At 66.0% G+C, this 17098-nt stretch carries 29 protein-coding genes; 26 read left to right on the forward strand and 3 right to left on the reverse strand.

What is annotated here, in order from left to right; translation table 11 throughout:
- Positions 1-82: 82 nt before the first annotated feature.
- Positions 83-1276, forward strand: coding sequence for an elongation factor Tu (tuf, locus tag NOO62_RS24110; protein WP_268772961.1), 1194 nt, complete (start codon positions 83-85; stop codon positions 1274-1276).
- A gap of 160 nt (positions 1277-1436) precedes the next feature.
- On the opposite strand, the gene NOO62_RS24115 is transcribed toward tuf, so the two are convergent.
- From NOO62_RS24115 to NOO62_RS24125, 3 genes are all read right to left on the reverse strand, one after another.
- Complete coding sequence (locus NOO62_RS24115) at positions 1437-1694, reverse strand: hypothetical protein (RefSeq protein WP_268772962.1); 258 nt, start codon at positions 1692-1694, stop codon at positions 1437-1439.
- Positions 1691-2038, reverse strand: coding sequence for a hypothetical protein (locus tag NOO62_RS24120; protein ID WP_268772963.1), 348 nt, complete (start codon positions 2036-2038; stop codon positions 1691-1693). The genes NOO62_RS24115 and NOO62_RS24120 overlap by 4 nt, the downstream gene beginning before the upstream one ends.
- 88 nt (positions 2039-2126) lie before the next feature.
- Positions 2127-3065, reverse strand: a complete 939-nt coding sequence (locus NOO62_RS24125) for a helix-turn-helix domain-containing protein (protein ID WP_268772964.1) — start codon at positions 3063-3065, stop codon at positions 2127-2129.
- A 489-nt stretch (positions 3066-3554) separates the two neighbouring features.
- On the opposite strand from NOO62_RS24125, the gene NOO62_RS24130 reads away from it, so the two are divergent.
- The 25 genes from NOO62_RS24130 to NOO62_RS24250 all read left to right on the forward strand — a co-directional run bounded on the left by NOO62_RS24130 (position 3555) and on the right by NOO62_RS24250 (position 17095).
- The gene (locus NOO62_RS24130; RefSeq protein ID WP_268772965.1) at positions 3555-4421 is read left to right on the forward strand and encodes a helix-turn-helix domain-containing protein; all 867 of its coding nucleotides are present in this window, start codon (positions 3555-3557) and stop codon (positions 4419-4421) included.
- Positions 4418-4627 (forward strand): DUF397 domain-containing protein, encoded by a 210-nt coding sequence (locus NOO62_RS24135; RefSeq protein WP_268772966.1) that lies wholly within the window; start codon positions 4418-4420, stop codon positions 4625-4627. Before NOO62_RS24130 ends, NOO62_RS24135 begins: the two co-directional genes overlap by 4 nt.
- Before the next feature lie 489 nt (positions 4628-5116).
- A complete protein-coding gene (gene rpsJ / locus NOO62_RS24140; protein WP_003948644.1) occupies positions 5117-5425 on the forward strand; it encodes a 30S ribosomal protein S10 in 309 nt (102 codons plus the stop codon).
- Between the two features lie 14 nt (positions 5426-5439).
- Positions 5440-6084: a 50S ribosomal protein L3 gene (gene rplC / locus NOO62_RS24145; protein ID WP_055564825.1), complete on the forward strand. Its 645-nt coding sequence runs from the start codon at positions 5440-5442 to the stop codon at positions 6082-6084.
- Positions 6085-6092: 8 nt separating this feature from the next.
- Positions 6093-6749, forward strand: coding sequence for a 50S ribosomal protein L4 (gene rplD, locus NOO62_RS24150; protein WP_268772967.1), 657 nt, complete (start codon positions 6093-6095; stop codon positions 6747-6749).
- The gene (gene rplW, locus NOO62_RS24155) at positions 6749-7168 is read left to right on the forward strand and encodes a 50S ribosomal protein L23 (RefSeq protein WP_055564827.1); all 420 of its coding nucleotides are present in this window, start codon (positions 6749-6751) and stop codon (positions 7166-7168) included. The genes rplD and rplW overlap by 1 nt, the downstream gene beginning before the upstream one ends.
- 39 nt (positions 7169-7207) lie before the next feature.
- Positions 7208-8044, forward strand: a complete 837-nt coding sequence (rplB, locus tag NOO62_RS24160) for a 50S ribosomal protein L2 (protein WP_268772968.1) — start codon at positions 7208-7210, stop codon at positions 8042-8044.
- 12 nt (positions 8045-8056) lie between these two features.
- Positions 8057-8338 carry a 30S ribosomal protein S19 gene (gene rpsS / locus NOO62_RS24165; protein WP_125514475.1) on the forward strand — a complete coding sequence of 94 codons (282 nt, stop codon included), beginning with the start codon at positions 8057-8059 and terminating at the stop codon, positions 8336-8338.
- 42 nt (positions 8339-8380) lie between these two features.
- A complete protein-coding gene (rplV, locus tag NOO62_RS24170; RefSeq protein WP_016645177.1) occupies positions 8381-8728 on the forward strand; it encodes a 50S ribosomal protein L22 in 348 nt (115 codons plus the stop codon).
- Positions 8728-9561 carry a 30S ribosomal protein S3 gene (rpsC, locus tag NOO62_RS24175; protein ID WP_055564829.1) on the forward strand — a complete coding sequence of 278 codons (834 nt, stop codon included), beginning with the start codon at positions 8728-8730 and terminating at the stop codon, positions 9559-9561. Before rplV ends, rpsC begins: the two co-directional genes overlap by 1 nt.
- Positions 9562-9566: 5 nt before the next feature.
- Positions 9567-9986, forward strand: coding sequence for a 50S ribosomal protein L16 (gene rplP, locus NOO62_RS24180; RefSeq protein WP_014047785.1), 420 nt, complete (start codon positions 9567-9569; stop codon positions 9984-9986).
- The gene (gene rpmC / locus NOO62_RS24185) at positions 9986-10210 is read left to right on the forward strand and encodes a 50S ribosomal protein L29 (protein ID WP_006347226.1); all 225 of its coding nucleotides are present in this window, start codon (positions 9986-9988) and stop codon (positions 10208-10210) included. Before rplP ends, rpmC begins: the two co-directional genes overlap by 1 nt.
- Positions 10210-10497 (forward strand): 30S ribosomal protein S17, encoded by a 288-nt coding sequence (gene rpsQ, locus NOO62_RS24190; protein ID WP_150171090.1) that lies wholly within the window; start codon positions 10210-10212, stop codon positions 10495-10497. The genes rpmC and rpsQ overlap by 1 nt, the downstream gene beginning before the upstream one ends.
- A gap of 97 nt (positions 10498-10594) precedes the next feature.
- On the forward strand, positions 10595-10963 hold the full coding sequence (gene rplN / locus NOO62_RS24195; RefSeq protein WP_003974257.1) for a 50S ribosomal protein L14: 369 nt from the start codon (positions 10595-10597) through the stop codon (positions 10961-10963).
- Positions 10964-10965: 2 nt separating this feature from the next.
- Positions 10966-11289 carry a 50S ribosomal protein L24 gene (rplX, locus tag NOO62_RS24200; protein WP_016645174.1) on the forward strand — a complete coding sequence of 108 codons (324 nt, stop codon included), beginning with the start codon at positions 10966-10968 and terminating at the stop codon, positions 11287-11289.
- Positions 11289-11846 (forward strand): 50S ribosomal protein L5, encoded by a 558-nt coding sequence (gene rplE, locus NOO62_RS24205; RefSeq protein ID WP_268772969.1) that lies wholly within the window; start codon positions 11289-11291, stop codon positions 11844-11846. The genes rplX and rplE overlap by 1 nt, the downstream gene beginning before the upstream one ends.
- Before the next feature lie 5 nt (positions 11847-11851).
- The gene (locus NOO62_RS24210) at positions 11852-12037 is read left to right on the forward strand and encodes a type Z 30S ribosomal protein S14 (protein ID WP_003956452.1); all 186 of its coding nucleotides are present in this window, start codon (positions 11852-11854) and stop codon (positions 12035-12037) included.
- A 211-nt stretch (positions 12038-12248) separates the two neighbouring features.
- Positions 12249-12647 carry a 30S ribosomal protein S8 gene (gene rpsH, locus NOO62_RS24215; protein WP_018528360.1) on the forward strand — a complete coding sequence of 133 codons (399 nt, stop codon included), beginning with the start codon at positions 12249-12251 and terminating at the stop codon, positions 12645-12647.
- 21 nt (positions 12648-12668) lie between these two features.
- Entirely contained in the window at positions 12669-13208 is a 540-nt protein-coding gene (gene rplF, locus NOO62_RS24220) for a 50S ribosomal protein L6 (RefSeq protein ID WP_268772970.1), read from the forward strand.
- A 3-nt stretch (positions 13209-13211) separates the two neighbouring features.
- Positions 13212-13595: a 50S ribosomal protein L18 gene (rplR, locus tag NOO62_RS24225; RefSeq protein WP_055564833.1), complete on the forward strand. Its 384-nt coding sequence runs from the start codon at positions 13212-13214 to the stop codon at positions 13593-13595.
- 64 nt (positions 13596-13659) lie between these two features.
- Positions 13660-14265 (forward strand): 30S ribosomal protein S5, encoded by a 606-nt coding sequence (gene rpsE / locus NOO62_RS24230; protein ID WP_055564834.1) that lies wholly within the window; start codon positions 13660-13662, stop codon positions 14263-14265.
- Positions 14265-14447 carry a 50S ribosomal protein L30 gene (gene rpmD / locus NOO62_RS24235; RefSeq protein ID WP_030567278.1) on the forward strand — a complete coding sequence of 61 codons (183 nt, stop codon included), beginning with the start codon at positions 14265-14267 and terminating at the stop codon, positions 14445-14447. The genes rpsE and rpmD overlap by 1 nt, the downstream gene beginning before the upstream one ends.
- A 1-nt stretch (position 14448) precedes the next feature.
- Positions 14449-14904 (forward strand): 50S ribosomal protein L15, encoded by a 456-nt coding sequence (rplO, locus tag NOO62_RS24240; RefSeq protein ID WP_098244248.1) that lies wholly within the window; start codon positions 14449-14451, stop codon positions 14902-14904.
- A 224-nt stretch (positions 14905-15128) separates the two neighbouring features.
- A complete protein-coding gene (secY, locus tag NOO62_RS24245) occupies positions 15129-16442 on the forward strand; it encodes a preprotein translocase subunit SecY (protein ID WP_150185743.1) in 1314 nt (437 codons plus the stop codon).
- On the forward strand, positions 16442-17095 hold the full coding sequence (locus NOO62_RS24250) for an adenylate kinase (protein WP_268772971.1): 654 nt from the start codon (positions 16442-16444) through the stop codon (positions 17093-17095). The genes secY and NOO62_RS24250 overlap by 1 nt, the downstream gene beginning before the upstream one ends.
- Positions 17096-17098: the final 3 nt, after the last annotated feature.

The raw sequence follows: 17098 nt of genomic DNA on the forward strand, positions 1-17098 counted from the left end.
AACCCCGGCGGCTGGCTTCCCAGCAAAGATCACCTGGCGCCGATGAAGCAAGGCGTACAGAACCACTCCGCAGGAGGATTCAGTGGCGAAGGCAAAGTTCGAGCGGACTAAGCCGCACGTCAACATCGGCACCATCGGTCACATTGACCACGGTAAGACGACCCTCACGGCCGCCATTACCAAGGTGCTGCACGACGCGTACCCCGACCTGAACGAGGCCTCGGCCTTCGACCAGATCGACAAGGCTCCCGAGGAGCGCCAGCGCGGTATCACGATCTCGATCGCGCACGTCGAGTACCAGACCGAGGCGCGTCACTACGCCCACGTCGACTGCCCCGGTCACGCGGACTACATCAAGAACATGATCACGGGTGCCGCGCAGATGGACGGCGCGATCCTCGTGGTCGCCGCCACCGACGGCCCGATGCCGCAGACCAAGGAGCACGTGCTCCTGGCCCGCCAGGTCGGCGTTCCGTACATCGTTGTCGCCCTGAACAAGGCCGACATGGTGGACGACGAGGAGATCCTGGAGCTCGTCGAGCTCGAGGTCCGTGAGCTCCTCTCCGAGTACGAGTTCCCGGGCGACGACCTGCCGGTCGTCAAGGTCTCGGCTCTCAAGGCGCTCGAGGGCGACAAGGAGTGGGGTGACACCGTCCTCAACCTGATGAAGGCTGTTGACGAGTCCATCCCGGAGCCCGAGCGTGATGTCGACAAGCCGTTCCTGATGCCGATCGAGGACGTCTTCACGATCACCGGTCGTGGCACGGTCGTCACCGGTCGTATCGAGCGTGGTGTCCTCAAGGTCAACGAGACCGTCGACATCATCGGCATCAAGACCGAGAAGACCACCACCACGGTCACCGGCATCGAGATGTTCCGCAAGCTGCTCGACGAGGGCCAGGCCGGTGAGAACGTCGGTCTGCTCCTCCGTGGCATCAAGCGCGAGGACGTCGAGCGCGGCCAGGTCATCATCAAGCCCGGTTCGGTCACGCCGCACACCGAGTTCGAGGCGCAGGCGTACATCCTGTCGAAGGATGAGGGTGGCCGCCACACCCCGTTCTTCAACAACTACCGCCCGCAGTTCTACTTCCGCACCACCGACGTGACCGGCGTCGTGACCCTCCCCGAGGGCACGGAGATGGTCATGCCGGGCGACAACACTGAGATGACCGTTGAGCTCATCCAGCCCGTCGCGATGGAAGAGGGCCTGAAGTTCGCCATCCGTGAGGGTGGCCGGACCGTCGGCGCCGGCCAGGTCACCAAGATCAACAAGTAAGCGTCTCGCTTACGCGTTGATCGGGGTAACCCGGTTGCTCTGAACTGAGCGCATCGCAGTACACGCAGTAACGGAAGGGCCCGTACGACTTCGGTCGTACGGGCCCTTCTGTTGTTCTGGGGCGCTCCCCACTGTGCGGTCGTTCTGAATTCTTCAGGACTCAAAAGCCCAAATACGTTAGCTGAACGACGTAGACGCGTTCGCTGCGTACGACGATCTGGTACCGGAACATTCCGCCGGGGACGGTGATGTCGCCGCCCTTCGGGTCGACGTCTTGGTGGTCGCGGCCGTGGACGTACAGTGCCTCGGCCGCCCTGACCAGCTCCGCGGCCTTGCGCTCGACTTCGGCGAGAAAGGCTGGTGACGCGGTGCGGGCGGCTTCCTCTGCCGCGAAGGCGTACTCCCAGCTCCAGCTCAAGTCCGTACTGCCTTCATGGCCTCGTCCAGGACGGCGCTCAGCTCGCGCAGGGCTTCATGGGCGACGGCAGTGTCCTCGTGCTCGAGTTCCCGCGTGGCGTGGGCGTGCCGGGTGGACAGGTCGGGGCGGCGTGCGATCTCGATGTCCCGGGCCCAGTTGAGCACCCAGCCCTGCACGGGGCTGAGGGACTGCCATGCGAGAGCCTTGGCGAAGGCTTCGTCCTTGGTTCGCTGCATTTCCGGCAGGCGTGCCGGGTCGACGACCGCGAGGGCGGCCCGTAGCGCCTCCGGGGTCTGCTCGGGGCGGGGAACCAGCTCGTGTCCGTGGTCGGCCTGCGTGCTCATGGTGTCCTCCCGGGAGTGCCCCGGCCAGGTTAGTCGGCCGGGGCGCACGGGGTGCGGAGACGCGAACATTGTCGAGTGTTTCCCCTGGTCAATCGGCGTATGGAGGGACGCGGCAGTCGCGGCAGTGGCCTGGTTCGAGGGCTCGGTAGGCGCGGTCGCAGGTATCGCAGTTCTGGAGCGGGTGGCGGGTGGGGTGCGGGAACGGAGGCGGGAGGAGGGCTGTCAGAAGGTGTGCCAGGAGTGCGGCGGGGTGGCGTGGGCCCTCGGGTGGGAGGGCGGTGGTGAGGGCGTGGCGCACCGCGGTGGGGGCCACGTCGCGTTCCAGCCAGGCGGCGACGCCGGGGGCCAGGTGGGCCGCGTCCTGGGTGGTGAGGAGCAGGCGGGGGTCGTGGTGGCGTAGGGCGATGAGGAGGTCGGTCGCCTGCTGGAGGAGGGCGGGGGCCGGGTACGCCGGGTGTGGCACGGCGGGGAGGGGGTGGGGGAGCTTCTGGGGCGCCCGCACGGGCGGGGCCGCGCCCGGCTGAAGCTCGGCCGACTGGGGCTCAGCCGATGAGACCTGCCCGGAGGCGCAGGGCTTCGGCGTCGGGGCGTGCCGCCGGGGTGCGCTCGGCTGGTTGCAGGAAGTCGTGCGGGTGACGATGCGGCCTGCGGGGGTGCGTTCGCGGTCGCGGCGCAGGTAGCCGTGGGCCTCCAGCTCGCGCAGGGCGGCGGCGATACGGGTCGACCCCTCGGGGAAGCGGGCCACGAGGGTCTTGATGTCCGCGCGGGCTCCAGCCGGCAGCGACTGAATGTGGCAGGCCAGGCCGATCGCCAGGAGGGAGAGCTCCTGGTGCTGCGTGAGGTGGTTCCCGATCACCGTGAAGCGGGAGGTGTGGCGGGTGTTCTCGTGGGCGATGCCGGAGGCCTGCGGCCGGGCAGCGGTGGGGTGTGCTCGGCCCCGGGGGAGCGCGGTCGCCCTTGAGGGGGGTTTGTCGCCGCCAATGGCGGACCGGGCGCGCGAGGGCGCGCTAGGGTTCTGGGTATCCATCAGGAAGGTTCTCTCTTCCTCGGTGGTCAGGCCCTCGCCTCGGGATTGCCGTCCCGGCGGGGGCCGTCGCATGTCTGGAGTTGTTCTCGTCTGCTGGGGCTGAGAGTAGGGCCATTGGGGGGCCGGAAAGCCAGCCGAGCCGGTGATGTTCACCCGGGGGAGTGAGCGGGGCGGGGCGGGACCCTGCGGGTGGGGAGCGGGGCCTGGCGCCGGGGCCTGGTGGGGCTTGGTGGGGTTCTTTGTCTCTCTCAGGTTCCTTGGGGAGGCGCCTGTGTCACCGGAGCGCGGGGGAGCAGGTTCCGGTGGAGTTGAAGCCCGCGAATCACGTCACGCAGAGTGGCCTCCACTTCTACGCTCGCAGTGGCTCGGTGGCTGCGTACCGTGACCTTGTACAGGCTTTGTCCAGCGGTGTACCGCCTGTCCGGAAGGTCACGCGGGTACGGCGTCGACCGTACGTAGCGGAGGCTCGACGAGGCGGGAGGCGGTCGCATGGAACGGTCGACGGAGGGTGATCGGGAGCCGGAGGAGCCGGGGTGGGAGGTCGACCCGGAGGACGAGCACGGTGCGGCGATCGTCGCGTTCATCGGGCGGCAGTTGCGGGTCCGCCGGGAGGCCGCCGGGATGCGAGCCGCCGAGTTCGCAGCGGCCATGGGGTACGGGGAGGGTCTCGTCTACAAGGTTGAGGGCGGCAAGCGGATTCCTCGGCCGGAGTACCTCGACAAGGCGGACGAGGTCCTGGGTGCGGATGGCGCTGTCGCGGCGATGAAGGACGACGTGGCGGAGGCGAGGTACCCGAAGAAGGTTCGGGATCTGGCGCGGCTGGAGGCCAGGGCCGTTGACCTTCAGTGGTACGGCGCCCATGACATCCACGGCGTCCTGCAGAGCGAGGAATACATGCGGGCGCTGTTCGAGATGCGGCAGCCTGTGTACACGTCCGGCGAGGTGGATCGCGTGACGTCCGCGCGGTTGGCGCGGCAATCGATCTTCGAGAGGGAACCCGCTCCGGCACTCAGTTTTGTGCTGGAGGAATTGGCGCTGCGGCGTCCGCTCGGAGGCAGAATGGTTCTGCGTGGACAGCTCGAACGGCTGCTGGAAGTCGGGCAGTTGCGCAACGTATCCCTTCAGGTGATGCCGATCGACCTGGAGGAGCACGCTGGAGTGGACGGAAGCATCACGATGCTGAAGTTCGGGGATGGCACCGCTGTGGGCCGTTCCCCGGGGGTCGCCGCGGGGCGGCCGGTCGACGATCCCAGGCAGTTCCGAGTCCTGGAACTGCGGTACGGCATGGTCCGGGCCCAGGCTCTCACCCCGAAAGAGTCGCTGGCCTTCATCGAGCAACTGCTGGGAGAAAGATGAACCGCATGGTCTCCGCTGGAGGCGGCGCCGAGCTGGAATGGCGCAAGAGCAGCTACAGCAGCAACGGCAGTGAGGGCGACTGCGTCGAGGTCGCCCACACCCCCGGCGCCGTCCACGTCCGTGATTCCAAGAACGCGCGCGGGCCCCGGCTCGCCGTGGGCGGCACCGCGTGGGCGGACTTCGTGACGTACGCCTCCACGAGCTGATCCCCTGCCGGGACGGCGCGGCACGGCACAGTACGCACGGCGCGCCGACTCCACCCCGGGTTTGATCTCCGTCACTCAGCGGGTACTCTCTTGCGCTCGATTGGCACCACACGTGCCCCGTATGGCAGACTGTCATGGTTGCTCGGTTGAGTGCCGATGCTGCGCGCCTCCCGCCGGGAGGACCGGAAGCGAGTCCCACAGTACTCGTCGCCTTAACTGCCGTAAGGGCCCGCAAGGGCCTGATGGCAGCGCTGGGGCGGACGTACGGGAATCTTTCGGGAAGTGCGGTGCGGTTCCTCGGCCAGGCGCCCGGTGGGTTTCTTCCCCCGGACCGGCGGTCAGCAAGGGCCGCAGCCCCTTAGCAGGGAACTCCTTCGGGAGAACTGTGTGAGCGGGACTGCGACACGCCCGACCGCGTGGGTCGGAGGAAGTAGAAAAAAGGGCCTCCCGGGAGCCAGAGCGTTCGAGACGAAGGACTACTAAGTAGCCATGGCGGGACAGAAGATCCGCATCCGGCTCAAGGCCTACGACCACGAGGTCATCGACTCTTCGGCGAAGAAGATCGTCGAGACGGTGACTCGCACTGGTGCGTCGGTCGCGGGCCCGGTGCCGCTGCCCACTGAGAAGAACGTGTACTGCGTCATCAAGTCGCCGCACAAGTACAAGGACTCGCGCGAGCACTTCGAGATGCGCACGCACAAGCGCCTGATCGACATCCTCGACCCGACGCCCAAGACCGTTGACTCGCTGATGCGCCTGGACCTTCCGGCCGGCGTTGACATCGAGATCAAGCTCTGAAGGGCGCGAAGAAGATGACCAAGCAGATCAAGGGCATCCTGGGCGAGAAGCTCGGCATGACCCAGGTCTGGGACGAGAACAACCGTGTCGTCCCGGTGACCGTGGTCAAGGCCGGACCCTGCGTCGTTACCCAGGTCCGTACGAATGACAGCGACGGCTACGAGTCGGTCCAGATCGCCTTCGGCGAGATCGACCCGCGCAAGGTGAACAAGCCCCTCAAGGGCCACTTCGCCAAGGCCGACGTGACCCCCCGTCGCCACCTCGTCGAGATCCGTACCGCTGGTGCCAGCGAGTACACCCTCGGCCAGGAGCTGACTGCCGAGACGTTCGAGGCCGGTATCAAGGTCGACGTCACCGGCAAGAGCAAGGGCAAGGGCTTCGCCGGTGTGATGAAGCGTCACAACTTCGCCGGCGGCAAGGCCTCCCACGGTGCCCACCGCGTGCACCGCAAGCCCGGTTCCATCGGTGGCTGCGCCACGCCTGGCCGTGTGTTCAAGGGCCAGCGCATGGCCGGTCGCATGGGCAGCGAGCGGGTCACCACCCAGAACCTGACCGTCCACGCCGTTGACGCGGAGAAGGGCCTGCTGCTCATCAAGGGCGCGGTTCCTGGTCCGAACGGCGGCCTCGTCCTGGTCCGTACTGCGGCCAAGGGGGCCTGAGGTAACCCATGAGCACCATTGACATCCTTTCGCCGGCAGGCGACAAGACCGGGACGGTCGAGCTCCCCGCGGAGATCTTCGACGTCGAGAAGATCAGCATCCCGCTGATCCACCAGGTCGTCGTCGCGCAGCTGGCCGCTGCCCGTCAGGGCACGCACAAGACCAAGCGCCGTGGCGAAGTCCGCGGTGGCGGCAAGAAGCCGTACCGCCAGAAGGGCACCGGCCGCGCGCGCCAGGGTTCGACCCGTGCGCCGCAGTTCGCCGGCGGTGGCGTCGTCCACGGCCCGCAGCCGCGTGACTACTCGCAGCGGACGCCCAAGAAGATGAAGGCTGCCGCTCTGCGTCACGCCCTCACCGACCGGGCCCGCAACGCTCGCATCCACGTTGTCACCAACGTGGTCGAGGGCGACATCTCCACGAAGGCCGCGAAGACGCTGCTCGGCAAGGTCAGCGAGCGCAAGAACGTGCTCCTGGTCATCGACCGTGCGGACGAGACTTCGCTGCTCTCCGCCCGCAACCTGCCCCAGGTGCACATCCTGGAGCCGGGCCAGCTGAACACGTACGACGTGCTCGTCTCGGACGACGTGGTCTTCACCAAGGCCGCCTTCGAGTCCTTCGTGTCTGGCCCCACCAAGGCCGATGAGACCGAAGGGAGCGAAGCCTGATGGCTATCCGTCACCAGAGCATCGCGTCCAAGGCTGCGAAGGCCGCCAAGGCCGCGCGCGTCGCCAAGGCGAAGCGCATCGCGACCGAGGGCAAGATCGCCGTTGAGCCCACCCCGCTGAGCAAGTCCTTCTCGGACCCGCGCGACGTCCTCGTCAAGCCGGTCGTCTCCGAGAAGTCGTACGCGCTGCTCGACGAGGGCAAGTACACGTTCATCGTGGCTCCGGGCGCCAACAAGACCCAGATCAAGCAGGCCGTCGAGGCGGTCTTCTCGGTCAAGGTCACCGGCGTCAACACGATCAACCGTCAGGGCAAGCGGAAGCGTACGCGCACCGGGTTCGGCAAGCGTGCCGACACCAAGCGCGCCATCGTGACCCTTGCTGAGGGCGACCGTATCGACATCTTCGGCCAGGCCTCCTAACGGAGCGCCCTGGTCCGAATATCGGACGAGGACTGAGAAATGGGAATCCGCAAGTACAAGCCGACTACGCCGGGCCGTCGTGGCTCCTCCGTAGCCGACTTCGTCGAGGTAACGCGGTCCACGCCGGAGAAGTCGCTGGTTCGCCCGCTGCACAGCAAGGGCGGCCGTAACAATTCCGGTCGTGTGACCGTTCGCCACCAGGGTGGTGGCCACAAGCGCGCCTACCGCGTGATCGACTTCCGTCGCCACGACAAGGACGGCGTGCCGGCCAAGGTCGCGCACATCGAGTACGACCCCAACCGCACGGCGCGCATCGCGCTGCTGCACTACGCGGACGGCGAGAAGCGCTACATCCTCGCCCCGCGCGGCACGCAGCAGGGTGACCGGATTGAGAGCGGCGCTGGCGCCGACATCAAGCCCGGCAACAACATGGCGCTGCGCAACATCCCCGTGGGTACCACGATCCACGCCATCGAGCTGCGGCCCGGCGGCGGCGCGAAGTTCGCCCGCTCCGCGGGTGCCTCCGTGCAGCTGCTCGCGAAGGAAGGCGCCATGGCGCACCTTCGCATGCCGTCCGGTGAGATCCGCCTGGTCGACGTCCGCTGCCGCGCCACCATCGGTGAGGTCGGCAACGCCGAGCAGTCGAACATCAACTGGGGCAAGGCCGGCCGCATGCGCTGGAAGGGCGTCCGCCCGACCGTGCGTGGTGTCGTGATGAACCCGGTCGACCACCCGCACGGTGGTGGCGAAGGCAAGACCTCCGGTGGTCGTCACCCGGTCTCGCCGTGGGGCAAGAAGGAGGGTCGTACTCGTGATCGCAACAAGGCGAGCAACAAGTACATCGTCCGTCGCCGCAAGTCGAACAAGAAGCGCTAGGAGCGGGTTTAGATGCCGCGCAGTCTCAAGAAGGGGCCCTTCGTCGACGACCACCTCGTAAAAAAGGTGGACGTTCAGAACGAAGCCGGCACCAAGAACGTCATCAAGACCTGGTCCCGTCGCTCGATGATCATTCCCAGCATGCTGGGTCACACGATCGCGGTGCACAACGGCAAGACCCACATCCCGGTGTTCGTCACCGAGTCGATGGTCGGCCACAAGCTCGGCGAGTTCTCGCCGACTCGCACCTTCCGCGGCCACGTCAAGGACGACCGGAAGTCGAAGCGCCGCTAGCGCGGGGTGGAAACGACTATGACTAACACCGAAGGGACAACCATGGAAGCCAGGGCCCAGGCGCGGTACATCCGCGTCACGCCCATGAAGGCCCGCCGCGTGGTGGACCTCATCCGTGGCATGGATGCCACGGAGGCTCAGGCGGTCCTGCGTTTCGCCCCGCAGGCCGCGAGCGTGCCGGTCGGCAAGGTGCTGGACAGCGCCATTGCCAACGCCGCGCACAACTACGACCACTCTGACGCCTCTTCGCTGGTCATCAGCGAGGCGTACGTGGATGAGGGCCCGACCCTGAAGCGGTTCCGTCCGCGTGCTCAGGGCCGTGCCTACCGGATCCGTAAGCGGACCAGCCACATCACCGTGGTCGTCAGCAGCAAGGAAGGAACCCGGTAATGGGCCAGAAGGTAAACCCGCACGGGTTCCGGCTCGGTGTCACGACCGACTTCAAGTCGCGTTGGTACGCCGACAAGCTGTACAAGGACTACGTCAAGGAAGACGTCGCCATCCGTCGGATGATGACGTCCGGCATGGAGCGCGCCGGCATCTCGAAGGTTGAGATCGAGCGCACCCGTGACCGCGTGCGTGTGGACATCCACACCGCTCGTCCCGGCATCGTCATCGGCCGCCGTGGCGCCGAGGCCGACCGCATCCGCGGTGACCTCGAGAAGCTCACGGGCAAGCAGGTCCAGCTGAACATCCTCGAGGTCAAGAACCCCGAGGTCGACGCTCAGCTCGTGGCCCAGGCCGTCGCGGAGCAGCTGTCCTCCCGCGTCTCCTTCCGTCGCGCCATGCGTAAGAGCATGCAGTCGGCGATGAAGGCGGGCGCCAAGGGCATCAAGATCCAGTGTGGTGGCCGCCTCGGTGGCGCCGAGATGTCGCGCTCGGAGTTCTACCGCGAGGGCCGTGTGCCCCTGCACACGCTCCGCGCCAACGTGGACTACGGCTTCTTCGAGGCCAAGACGACCTTCGGCCGCATCGGCGTGAAGGTCTGGATCTACAAGGGCGACGTCAAGAACATCGCCGAGGTCCGCGCCGAGAACGCCGCTGCCCGCGCCGGCAACCGCCCGGCCCGTGGTGGCAACGACCGCCCGGCCCGTGGTGGCCGCGGTGGCGAGCGTGGCGGTCGCGGTCGCAAGCCGCAGCAGTCGGCTCCGGCCGCCGAGGCCCCCAAGGCCGAGGCGCCCGCCGCTGCTCCGGCTGCTGAGAGCACCGGAACGGAGGCCTGACCGAAATGCTGATCCCCCGTAGGGTCAAGCACCGCAAGCAGCACCACCCGAAGCGCAGCGGTATGTCCAAGGGTGGCACGCAGGTTGCGTTCGGCGAGTACGGCATTCAGGCCCTCACTCCGGCGTACGTGACCAACCGCCAGATCGAGGCGGCTCGTATCGCGATGACCCGCCACATCAAGCGTGGCGGCAAGGTCTGGATCAACATCTACCCGGACCGCCCCCTCACCAAGAAGCCTGCCGAGACCCGCATGGGTTCCGGTAAGGGTTCTCCCGAGTGGTGGATCGCGAACGTCAAGCCCGGTCGGGTGATGTTCGAGCTGTCCTACCCGAACGAGAAGATTGCTCGTGAGGCGCTCACCCGCGCTGCTCACAAGCTTCCGATGAAGTGCCGCATCGTCCGGCGCGAGGCAGGTGAGTCGTGATGTCGGCCGGTACCAAGGCGTCCGAGCTGCGCGAGCTGGGCAACGAGGAGCTTGTCAACAAGCTTCGCGAGGCCAAGGAAGAGCTGTTCAACCTCCGCTTCCAGGCGGCGACGGGTCAGCTCGAGAACCACGGTCGGCTGAAGGCCGTCCGTAAGGACATCGCGCGGATCTACACCCTCATGCGTGAGCGCGAGCTGGGCATCGAGACGGTGGAGAGCGCCTGATGAGCGAGAGCAACGTGACTGAAGAGACGAAGGCCGCGCGCGGCTTCCGCAAGACCCGTCAGGGTCTGGTCGTCAGCGACAAGATGGACAAGACCGTCGTCGTCGCTGTCGAGGACCGCGTGACCCACGCGCTGTACGGCAAGGTCATCCGCCGTACGAACAAGCTCAAGGCGCACGACGAGCAGAACGCTGCCGGCGTCGGCGACCGCGTCCTCCTGATGGAGACGCGTCCGCTGTCCGCCACCAAGCGCTGGCGCATCGTCGAGATCCTCGAGAAGGCCAAGTAATTCTCCGAGGGGTATCCCTAGGAGTTCGTTCCGCCAGGCTCCCGGGGCAGTTCACTGAACTGCCCCGGGGGAACCGGCAGACAAACAGGAGATAGACGTGATCCAGCAGGAGTCGCGACTGCGCGTCGCCGACAACACGGGTGCGAAGGAAATTCTCACCATCCGTGTTCTCGGTGGCTCGGGTCGCCGCTACGCGGGCATCGGTGACGTCATCGTCGCCACCGTGAAGGACGCGATCCCCGGTGGCAACGTGAAGAAGGGTGACGTCGTCAAGGCGGTCATCGTTCGCACCGTCAAGGAGCGCCGCCGTCCGGACGGCTCGTACATCCGCTTCGACGAGAACGCCGCCGTCATTCTGAAGAACGACGGCGACCCTCGCGGCACCCGTATCTTCGGCCCCGTCGGCCGTGAGCTGCGCGAGAAGAAGTTCATGAAGATCATCTCGCTCGCGCCGGAGGTGCTGTAAGCATGAAGATCAAGAAGGGCGACCTGGTACAGGTCATCACCGGTAAGGACAAGGGCAAGCAGGGCAAGGTCATTGCCGCTTACCCGCGCGACGAGCGCGTCCTGGTCGAGGGTGTCAACCGGGTCAAGAAGCACACGAAGGCCGGCCCGACCGCCAGCGGCTCGCAGGCCGGCGGCATCGTGACCACCGAGGCCCCCGTCCACGTCTCCAACGTCCAGCTGGTCGTGGAGAAGGACGGCAACAAGGTCGTCACGCGCGTCGGTTACCGCTTCGACGACGAGGGCAACAAGATCCGCGTTGCCAAGCGGACGGGTGAGGACATCTGATGACGACCACCACCACTCCGCGTCTGAAGACGAAGTACCGCGAGGAGATCGCGGGCAAGCTGCAGGAAGAGTTCTCGTACGAGAACGTCATGCAGACCCCGGGTCTCGTCAAGATCGTGGTCAACATGGGTGTCGGCGACGCCGCCCGTGACTCGAAGCTCATGGACGGTGCCGTCCGTGACCTGACCATCATCACGGGTCAGAAGCCGGCCATCACCAAGGCCCGGAAGTCCATCGCGCAGTTCAAGCTGCGCGAGGGTCAGCCGATCGGCTGCCACGTCACGCTCCGTGGCGACCGCATGTGGGAGTTCCTGGACCGCACCCTGTCGCTCGCGCTGCCGCGCATCCGCGACTTCCGTGGTCTGTCCCCCAAGCAGTTCGACGGCCGTGGCAACTACACCTTCGGTCTCACGGAGCAGGTCATGTTCCACGAGATCGACCAGGACAAGATCGACCGCGTCCGGGGTATGGACATCACCGTGGTGACCACGGCGACCAACGACGCTGAGGGCCGTGCGCTCCTTCGTCACCTCGGCTTCCCGTTCAAGGAGGCGTAAGCGAGATGGCGAAGAAGGCTCTGATTGCCAAGGCTGCTCGTAAGCCCAAGTTCGGTGTGCGTGCGTACACCCGCTGCCAGCGCTGCGGCCGTCCGCACTCCGTCTACCGTAAGTTCGGCCTCTGCCGCGTGTGCCTTCGTGAGATGGCTCACCGTGGCGAGCTCCCGGGCGTGACCAAGAGCTCCTGGTAGTCCCCACTTTTTGGGACTGCCTGGATCTCTCGGTAAGTAAAGGGTTGGCAGCCGTTCTCCTCCAGATGGCTTAGGCTAGGAGGGTTGGGCGTCTGCCGCCCTGACCGACTTACTACGCCGTAGGTCCCCGCGCCGCACCCGTCCCGCCTCTGAGTGGGGAGAGGGATGGCGCAGATAGGAAACCCCGGCGAGAGAGGCCGAAGGCCAATTCATGACCATGACTGATCCGATCGCGGACATGCTGACTCGTCTGCGTAACGCGAACTCGGCGTACCACGACACCGTGGCGATGCCGCACAGCAAGATCAAGTCTCACATCGCGGAGATCCTCCAGCAGGAGGGCTTCATCACGGGCTGGAAGGTCGAGGACGCCGAGGTTGGCAAGAACCTCGTTCTCGAGCTGAAGTTCGGCCCGAACCGTGAGCGCTCCATTGCGGGCATCAAGCGGATCTCCAAGCCCGGTCTCCGGGTTTACGCGAAGTCCACCAACCTGCCGAAGGTCCTCGGCGGCCTCGGCGTGGCGATCATCTCCACGTCGCACGGTCTCCTGACCGGCCAGCAGGCAGGCAAGAAGGGCGTAGGTGGGGAAGTCCTCGCCTACGTCTGGTAGTCGGGAACGGAGGAATAGCTAATGTCGCGTATTGGCAAGCTCCCCATCACGGTTCCCGCCGGCGTGGACGTCACCATCGACGGCCAGACGGTCGCGGTCAAGGGCCCCAAGGGTTCCCTGAGCCACACCATCGTCGCGCCGATCGAGATCGCTAAGGGTGAGGACGGCGTTCTGAACGTCACCCGCCCGAACGACGAGCGTCAGAACAAGGCCCTCCACGGCCTGTCCCGCACGCTGGTGGCGAACATGATCACCGGCGTGACCGCGGGTTACGTGAAGAAGCTCGAAATCAGCGGTGTCGGTTACCGCGTCCTGGCGAAGGGCTCCAACCTGGAGTTCTCGCTCGGCTACAGCCACCCGATCCTGATCGAGGCGCCCGAGGGCATCTCCTTCAAGGTCGAATCGGCGACCAAGTTCTCGGTCGAGGGCATCGACAAGCAGAAGGTCGGCGAGGTTGCGGCCAACATCCGCAAGCTGCGCAAGCCCGACCCGTACAAGGCCAAGGGCGTCAAGTACGAAGGCGAAGTCATCCGCCGCAAGGTCGGAAAGGCGGGTAAGTAAGCCATGGCATACGGTGTCAAGATTGCTAAGGGCGACGCTTACAAGCGTGCTGCCATCAAGCGTCGTCACATCCGCATCCGTAAGCACATCTCGGGTACGGCTGAGCGTCCTCGCCTGGTCGTGACGCGCTCCAACCGCCACATCGTGGCCCAGGTCATCGACGACATCAAGGGTCACACCCTTGCGTCGGCTTCGACCCTGGACACCACGATCCGCGGTGCCGAGGGCGACAAGTCCGCGGCTGCCAAGTCGGTCGGCGCCCTGGTCGCCGAGCGCGCCAAGGCCGCCGGTGTCGAGACTGTCGTGTTCGACCGTGGTGGTAACCAGTACGCCGGGCGCATCGCCGCCCTGGCGGACGCCGCCCGCGAAGCCGGACTCAAGTTCTGAGTCGTCCGTCGCGCAGCGACTTGTGTCACTGCGTAGCTAGCGGAAACAGAGAGAGGTAATTCCAATGGCTGGACCCCAGCGCCGCGGTGGCGGTGCCGGTGGCGGCGAGCGGCGGGACCGGAAGGGTCGCGACGGTGGCAACGCCGCCGCCGAGAAGACCGCGTACGTTGAGCGCGTCGTCGCGATCAACCGCGTCGCCAAGGTTGTGAAGGGTGGTCGTCGCTTCAGCTTCACTGCGCTCGTCGTAGTGGGCGACGGTGACGGCACCGTGGGTGTCGGTTACGGCAAGGCCAAGGAGGTGCCGGCCGCCATCGCCAAGGGTGTTGAGGAGGCCAAGAAGCACTTCTTCAAGGTCCCCCGTATCCAGGGCACCATCCCGCACCCGATCCAGGGCGAGAAGGCCGCGGGCGTCGTCCTGCTCAAGCCTGCTTCCCCCGGTACCGGTGTTATCGCCGGTGGCCCGGTGCGAGCCGTGCTCGAGTGCGCCGGCGTGCACGACATCCTGTCGAAGTCCCTGGGCTCCGACAACGCGATCAACATCGTGCACGCGACCGTGGCGGCCCTCAAGGGCCTGCAGCGTCCCGAGGAGATCGCGGCTCGCCGTGGTCTGCCCCTCGAGGACGTCGCCCCCGCGGCTCTCCTTCGTGCGCGTGCGGGAGCGGGTGCGTAATGGCACAGCTCAAGATCACGCAGACGAAGTCGTACATCGGCAGCAAGCAGAACCACCGCGACACCCTGCGCTCCCTTGGTCTCAAGGGCATCAACACGCAGGTCGTCAAGGAGGACCGTCCCGAGTTCCGCGGCATGGTGCAGACCGTCCGCCACCTCGTGACGGTTGAGGAGGTCGACTGACATGGCGGAGCAGAACCCGCTGAAGGTCCACAACCTCCGGCCCGCCCCGGGCGCCAAGACCGCCAAGACCCGTGTGGGTCGTGGTGAGGCGTCCAAGGGTAAGACCGCTGGTCGTGGTACCAAGGGCACCAAGGCCCGTTACCAGGTTCCGGAGCGCTTCGAGGGTGGCCAGATGCCCCTCCACATGCGTCTCCCGAAGCTCAAGGGCTTCAAGAACCCGTTCAAGACCGAGTTCCAGGTCGTGAACCTCGACAAGCTGAGCGCGCTGTTCCCCGAGGGTGGCGAGGTCACCGTCGAGGCCCTCGTGGCCAAGGGTGCGGTTCGCAAGAACAGCCTCGTCAAGGTGCTCGGCCAGGGTGAGGTCACCGTGGCGCTGCAGGTGACGGTCGACGCCGTCTCCGGCTCCGCCAAGGAGAAGATCACCGCCGCCGGCGGTACCGTCACCGAGCTCGTCTGATTCATCCAGACGTGTCGATGACATGAGCGATTCCCAGCCGGGGATGCCCCACAAAAGGGGCATCCCCGGTTGGTCGTTCCTAGGGGGGCACGGTCGCCGGTAAGGTGGCGTGCACTGTCTAAGCTCCGTGCGGTCTGCCCGCACGGTTTTCTTGACTGATACGTATTCGTCGAACCTCAGACCCTTACCTCTGACGCACGCGCGCGGGGGTCGCAGGAGGCACCGTGCTCACCGCGTTCGCCCGGGCGTTCAAGACGCCCGACCTGCGCAAGAAGCTGCTCTTCACACTCGGCATCATCGTGATCTACCGGGTGGGTACGCATGTGCCGATTCCCGGTGTCGACTACCGGAACGTCCAGACCTGCATCGACAACGCCAATGCGAACCAGGGTCTGTTCGGTCTCGTCAACATGTTCAGCGGTGGCGCGCTGCTGCAGATCACGATCTTCGCGCTCGGCATCATGCCGTACATCACGGCGAGCATCATTCTGCAGCTGCTGACCGTGGTGATCCCGCGACTCGAGGCCCTCAAGAAGGAGGGCCAGGCCGGCACCGCGAAGATCACGCAGTACACGCGCTATCTGACCATCGCGCTCGCGATCCTCCAGGGCACCGGCCTCGTGGCCACCGCCCGCACCGGCACCCTCTTCCAGGGCTGCCCCGTGGCCAGCGAGATCGTGCCCGACCAGTCGATCTTCGTCACCATCACGATGGTCATCACGATGACGGCCGGTACGGCCTGTGTCATGTGGCTCGGTGAGCTCATCACCGACCGCGGCATCGGCAACGGCATGTCGATCCTGATGTTCATCTCGATCGCCGCGACCTTCCCGAGCGCCCTGTGGGCCATCAAGCAGCAGGGCGACCTGGCGGGCGGCTGGATCGAGTTCGGCACCGTCATCGCGGTCGGTCTCGTGATGGTCGGCCTGGTGGTCTTCGTCGAGCAGGCGCAGCGTCGCATTCCGGTCCAGTACGCGAAGCGAATGATCGGTCGCCGGTCCTACGGCGGAACGTCGACCTACATTCCACTGAAGGTCAATCAGGCGGGCATCATCCCTGTGATCTTCGCCTCCTCGCTGCTTTACATTCCGGCTCTCGTCGCTCAGTTCGCGGGCGGCAACTCGGGATGGAAGACGTGGATCGAGGCGAACCTGACCAAGGGTGACCATCCGATTTACATCGCCACGTACTTCATCCTGATCGTCTTCTTCGCCTTCTTCTACGTCGCGATCTCCTTCAACCCCGAGGAAGTCGCCGACAACATGAAGAAGTATGGTGGCTTCATCCCGGGCATCCGGGCTGGCCGTCCGACCGCTGAGTACCTGAGTTACGTACTCAACCGGATCACCTGGCCGGGTTCGCTGTATTTGGGTCTGATCGCTCTTGTGCCGACGATGGCGTTGGTGGGCTTCCAGGCGAACCAGAACTTCCCGTTCGGCGGGACGAGCATCCTCATCATCGTGGGTGTGGGTCTGGAAACCGTGAAGCAGATCGAGAGCCAGCTCCAGCAGCGCAATTACGAAGGGTTCCTCCGCTGATGCGAATCGTCCTCGTCGGGCCGCCCGGTGCGGGCAAGGGAACGCAGGCCGCGTTCCTGGCCAAGAACTTGTCGATCCCGCACATCTCCACCGGCGACCTCTTCCGTGCCAACATCAGCCAGGGCACGGAGCTGGGCGTGCAGGCGAAGGCGTACATGGACGCCGGAAACCTCGTGCCGGACGAGGTGACGATCGGCATGGCGAAGGACCGCATGGCCAAGCCGGACGCCGTGAACGGCTTCCTGCTCGACGGGTTCCCGCGCAACGTGTCGCAGGCCGAGGCGCTGGACGTGGCGCTCAAGGCCGACGACGTGAAGCTCGACGCCGTCCTGGACCTGGAGGTCCCCGAGGACGAGGTCGTCAAGCGGATCGCGGGGCGGCGGATCTGCCGCAAGGACTCCAGCCACGTCTTCCACGTGACGTACAGCAAGCCGAAGGCGGAAGGCGTCTGTGACGTCTGCGGCGGCGAGCTCTACCAGCGCGAGGACGACAGCGAGGACACCGTCCGCAAGCGCCTCGAGGTCTACCACACGCAGACCGAGCCGATCATCGACTACTACCGGACCCAGGGTCTGGTCGTGACGATCTCGGCGCTCGGCAAGGTGGAAGAGGTCACCGCGCGCGCGATGGAAGCCCTCAAGGGCGATAAGTAGTTC

It is taken from the genome of Streptomyces sp. Je 1-369, assembly GCF_026810505.1.
Taxonomy (GTDB): domain Bacteria; phylum Actinomycetota; class Actinomycetes; order Streptomycetales; family Streptomycetaceae; genus Streptomyces.

Bases quoted from the DNA above. Each gene is read 5' to 3' on its own strand.
- NOO62_RS24120 (WP_268772963.1), bottom strand. From the start codon at position 2,038: ATGAGCACGCAGGCCGACCACGGACACGAGCTGGTTCCCCGCCCCGAG.
- NOO62_RS24125 (WP_268772964.1), bottom strand. From the start codon at position 3,065: ATGGATACCCAGAACCCTAGCGCGCCCTCGCGCGCCCGGTCCGCCATT.
- NOO62_RS24130 (WP_268772965.1), top strand. From the start codon at position 3,555: ATGGAACGGTCGACGGAGGGTGATCGGGAGCCGGAGGAGCCGGGGTGG.
- NOO62_RS24135 (WP_268772966.1), top strand. From the start codon at position 4,418: ATGAACCGCATGGTCTCCGCTGGAGGCGGCGCCGAGCTGGAATGGCGC.
- rpsJ (WP_003948644.1), top strand. From the start codon at position 5,117: ATGGCGGGACAGAAGATCCGCATCCGGCTCAAGGCCTACGACCACGAG.
- rplC (WP_055564825.1), top strand. From the start codon at position 5,440: ATGACCAAGCAGATCAAGGGCATCCTGGGCGAGAAGCTCGGCATGACC.
- rplD (WP_268772967.1), top strand. From the start codon at position 6,093: ATGAGCACCATTGACATCCTTTCGCCGGCAGGCGACAAGACCGGGACG.
- rplW (WP_055564827.1), top strand. From the start codon at position 6,749: ATGGCTATCCGTCACCAGAGCATCGCGTCCAAGGCTGCGAAGGCCGCC.
- rplB (WP_268772968.1), top strand. From the start codon at position 7,208: ATGGGAATCCGCAAGTACAAGCCGACTACGCCGGGCCGTCGTGGCTCC.
- rpsS (WP_125514475.1), top strand. From the start codon at position 8,057: ATGCCGCGCAGTCTCAAGAAGGGGCCCTTCGTCGACGACCACCTCGTA.
- rplV (WP_016645177.1), top strand. From the start codon at position 8,381: ATGGAAGCCAGGGCCCAGGCGCGGTACATCCGCGTCACGCCCATGAAG.
- rpsC (WP_055564829.1), top strand. From the start codon at position 8,728: ATGGGCCAGAAGGTAAACCCGCACGGGTTCCGGCTCGGTGTCACGACC.
- rplP (WP_014047785.1), top strand. From the start codon at position 9,567: ATGCTGATCCCCCGTAGGGTCAAGCACCGCAAGCAGCACCACCCGAAG.
- rpmC (WP_006347226.1), top strand. From the start codon at position 9,986: ATGTCGGCCGGTACCAAGGCGTCCGAGCTGCGCGAGCTGGGCAACGAG.
- rpsQ (WP_150171090.1), top strand. From the start codon at position 10,210: ATGAGCGAGAGCAACGTGACTGAAGAGACGAAGGCCGCGCGCGGCTTC.
- rplX (WP_016645174.1), top strand. From the start codon at position 10,966: ATGAAGATCAAGAAGGGCGACCTGGTACAGGTCATCACCGGTAAGGAC.
- rplE (WP_268772969.1), top strand. From the start codon at position 11,289: ATGACGACCACCACCACTCCGCGTCTGAAGACGAAGTACCGCGAGGAG.
- NOO62_RS24210 (WP_003956452.1), top strand. From the start codon at position 11,852: ATGGCGAAGAAGGCTCTGATTGCCAAGGCTGCTCGTAAGCCCAAGTTC.
- rpsH (WP_018528360.1), top strand. From the start codon at position 12,249: ATGACCATGACTGATCCGATCGCGGACATGCTGACTCGTCTGCGTAAC.
- rplF (WP_268772970.1), top strand. From the start codon at position 12,669: ATGTCGCGTATTGGCAAGCTCCCCATCACGGTTCCCGCCGGCGTGGAC.
- rplR (WP_055564833.1), top strand. From the start codon at position 13,212: ATGGCATACGGTGTCAAGATTGCTAAGGGCGACGCTTACAAGCGTGCT.
- rpsE (WP_055564834.1), top strand. From the start codon at position 13,660: ATGGCTGGACCCCAGCGCCGCGGTGGCGGTGCCGGTGGCGGCGAGCGG.
- rpmD (WP_030567278.1), top strand. From the start codon at position 14,265: ATGGCACAGCTCAAGATCACGCAGACGAAGTCGTACATCGGCAGCAAG.
- rplO (WP_098244248.1), top strand. From the start codon at position 14,449: ATGGCGGAGCAGAACCCGCTGAAGGTCCACAACCTCCGGCCCGCCCCG.
- NOO62_RS24250 (WP_268772971.1), top strand. From the start codon at position 16,442: ATGCGAATCGTCCTCGTCGGGCCGCCCGGTGCGGGCAAGGGAACGCAG.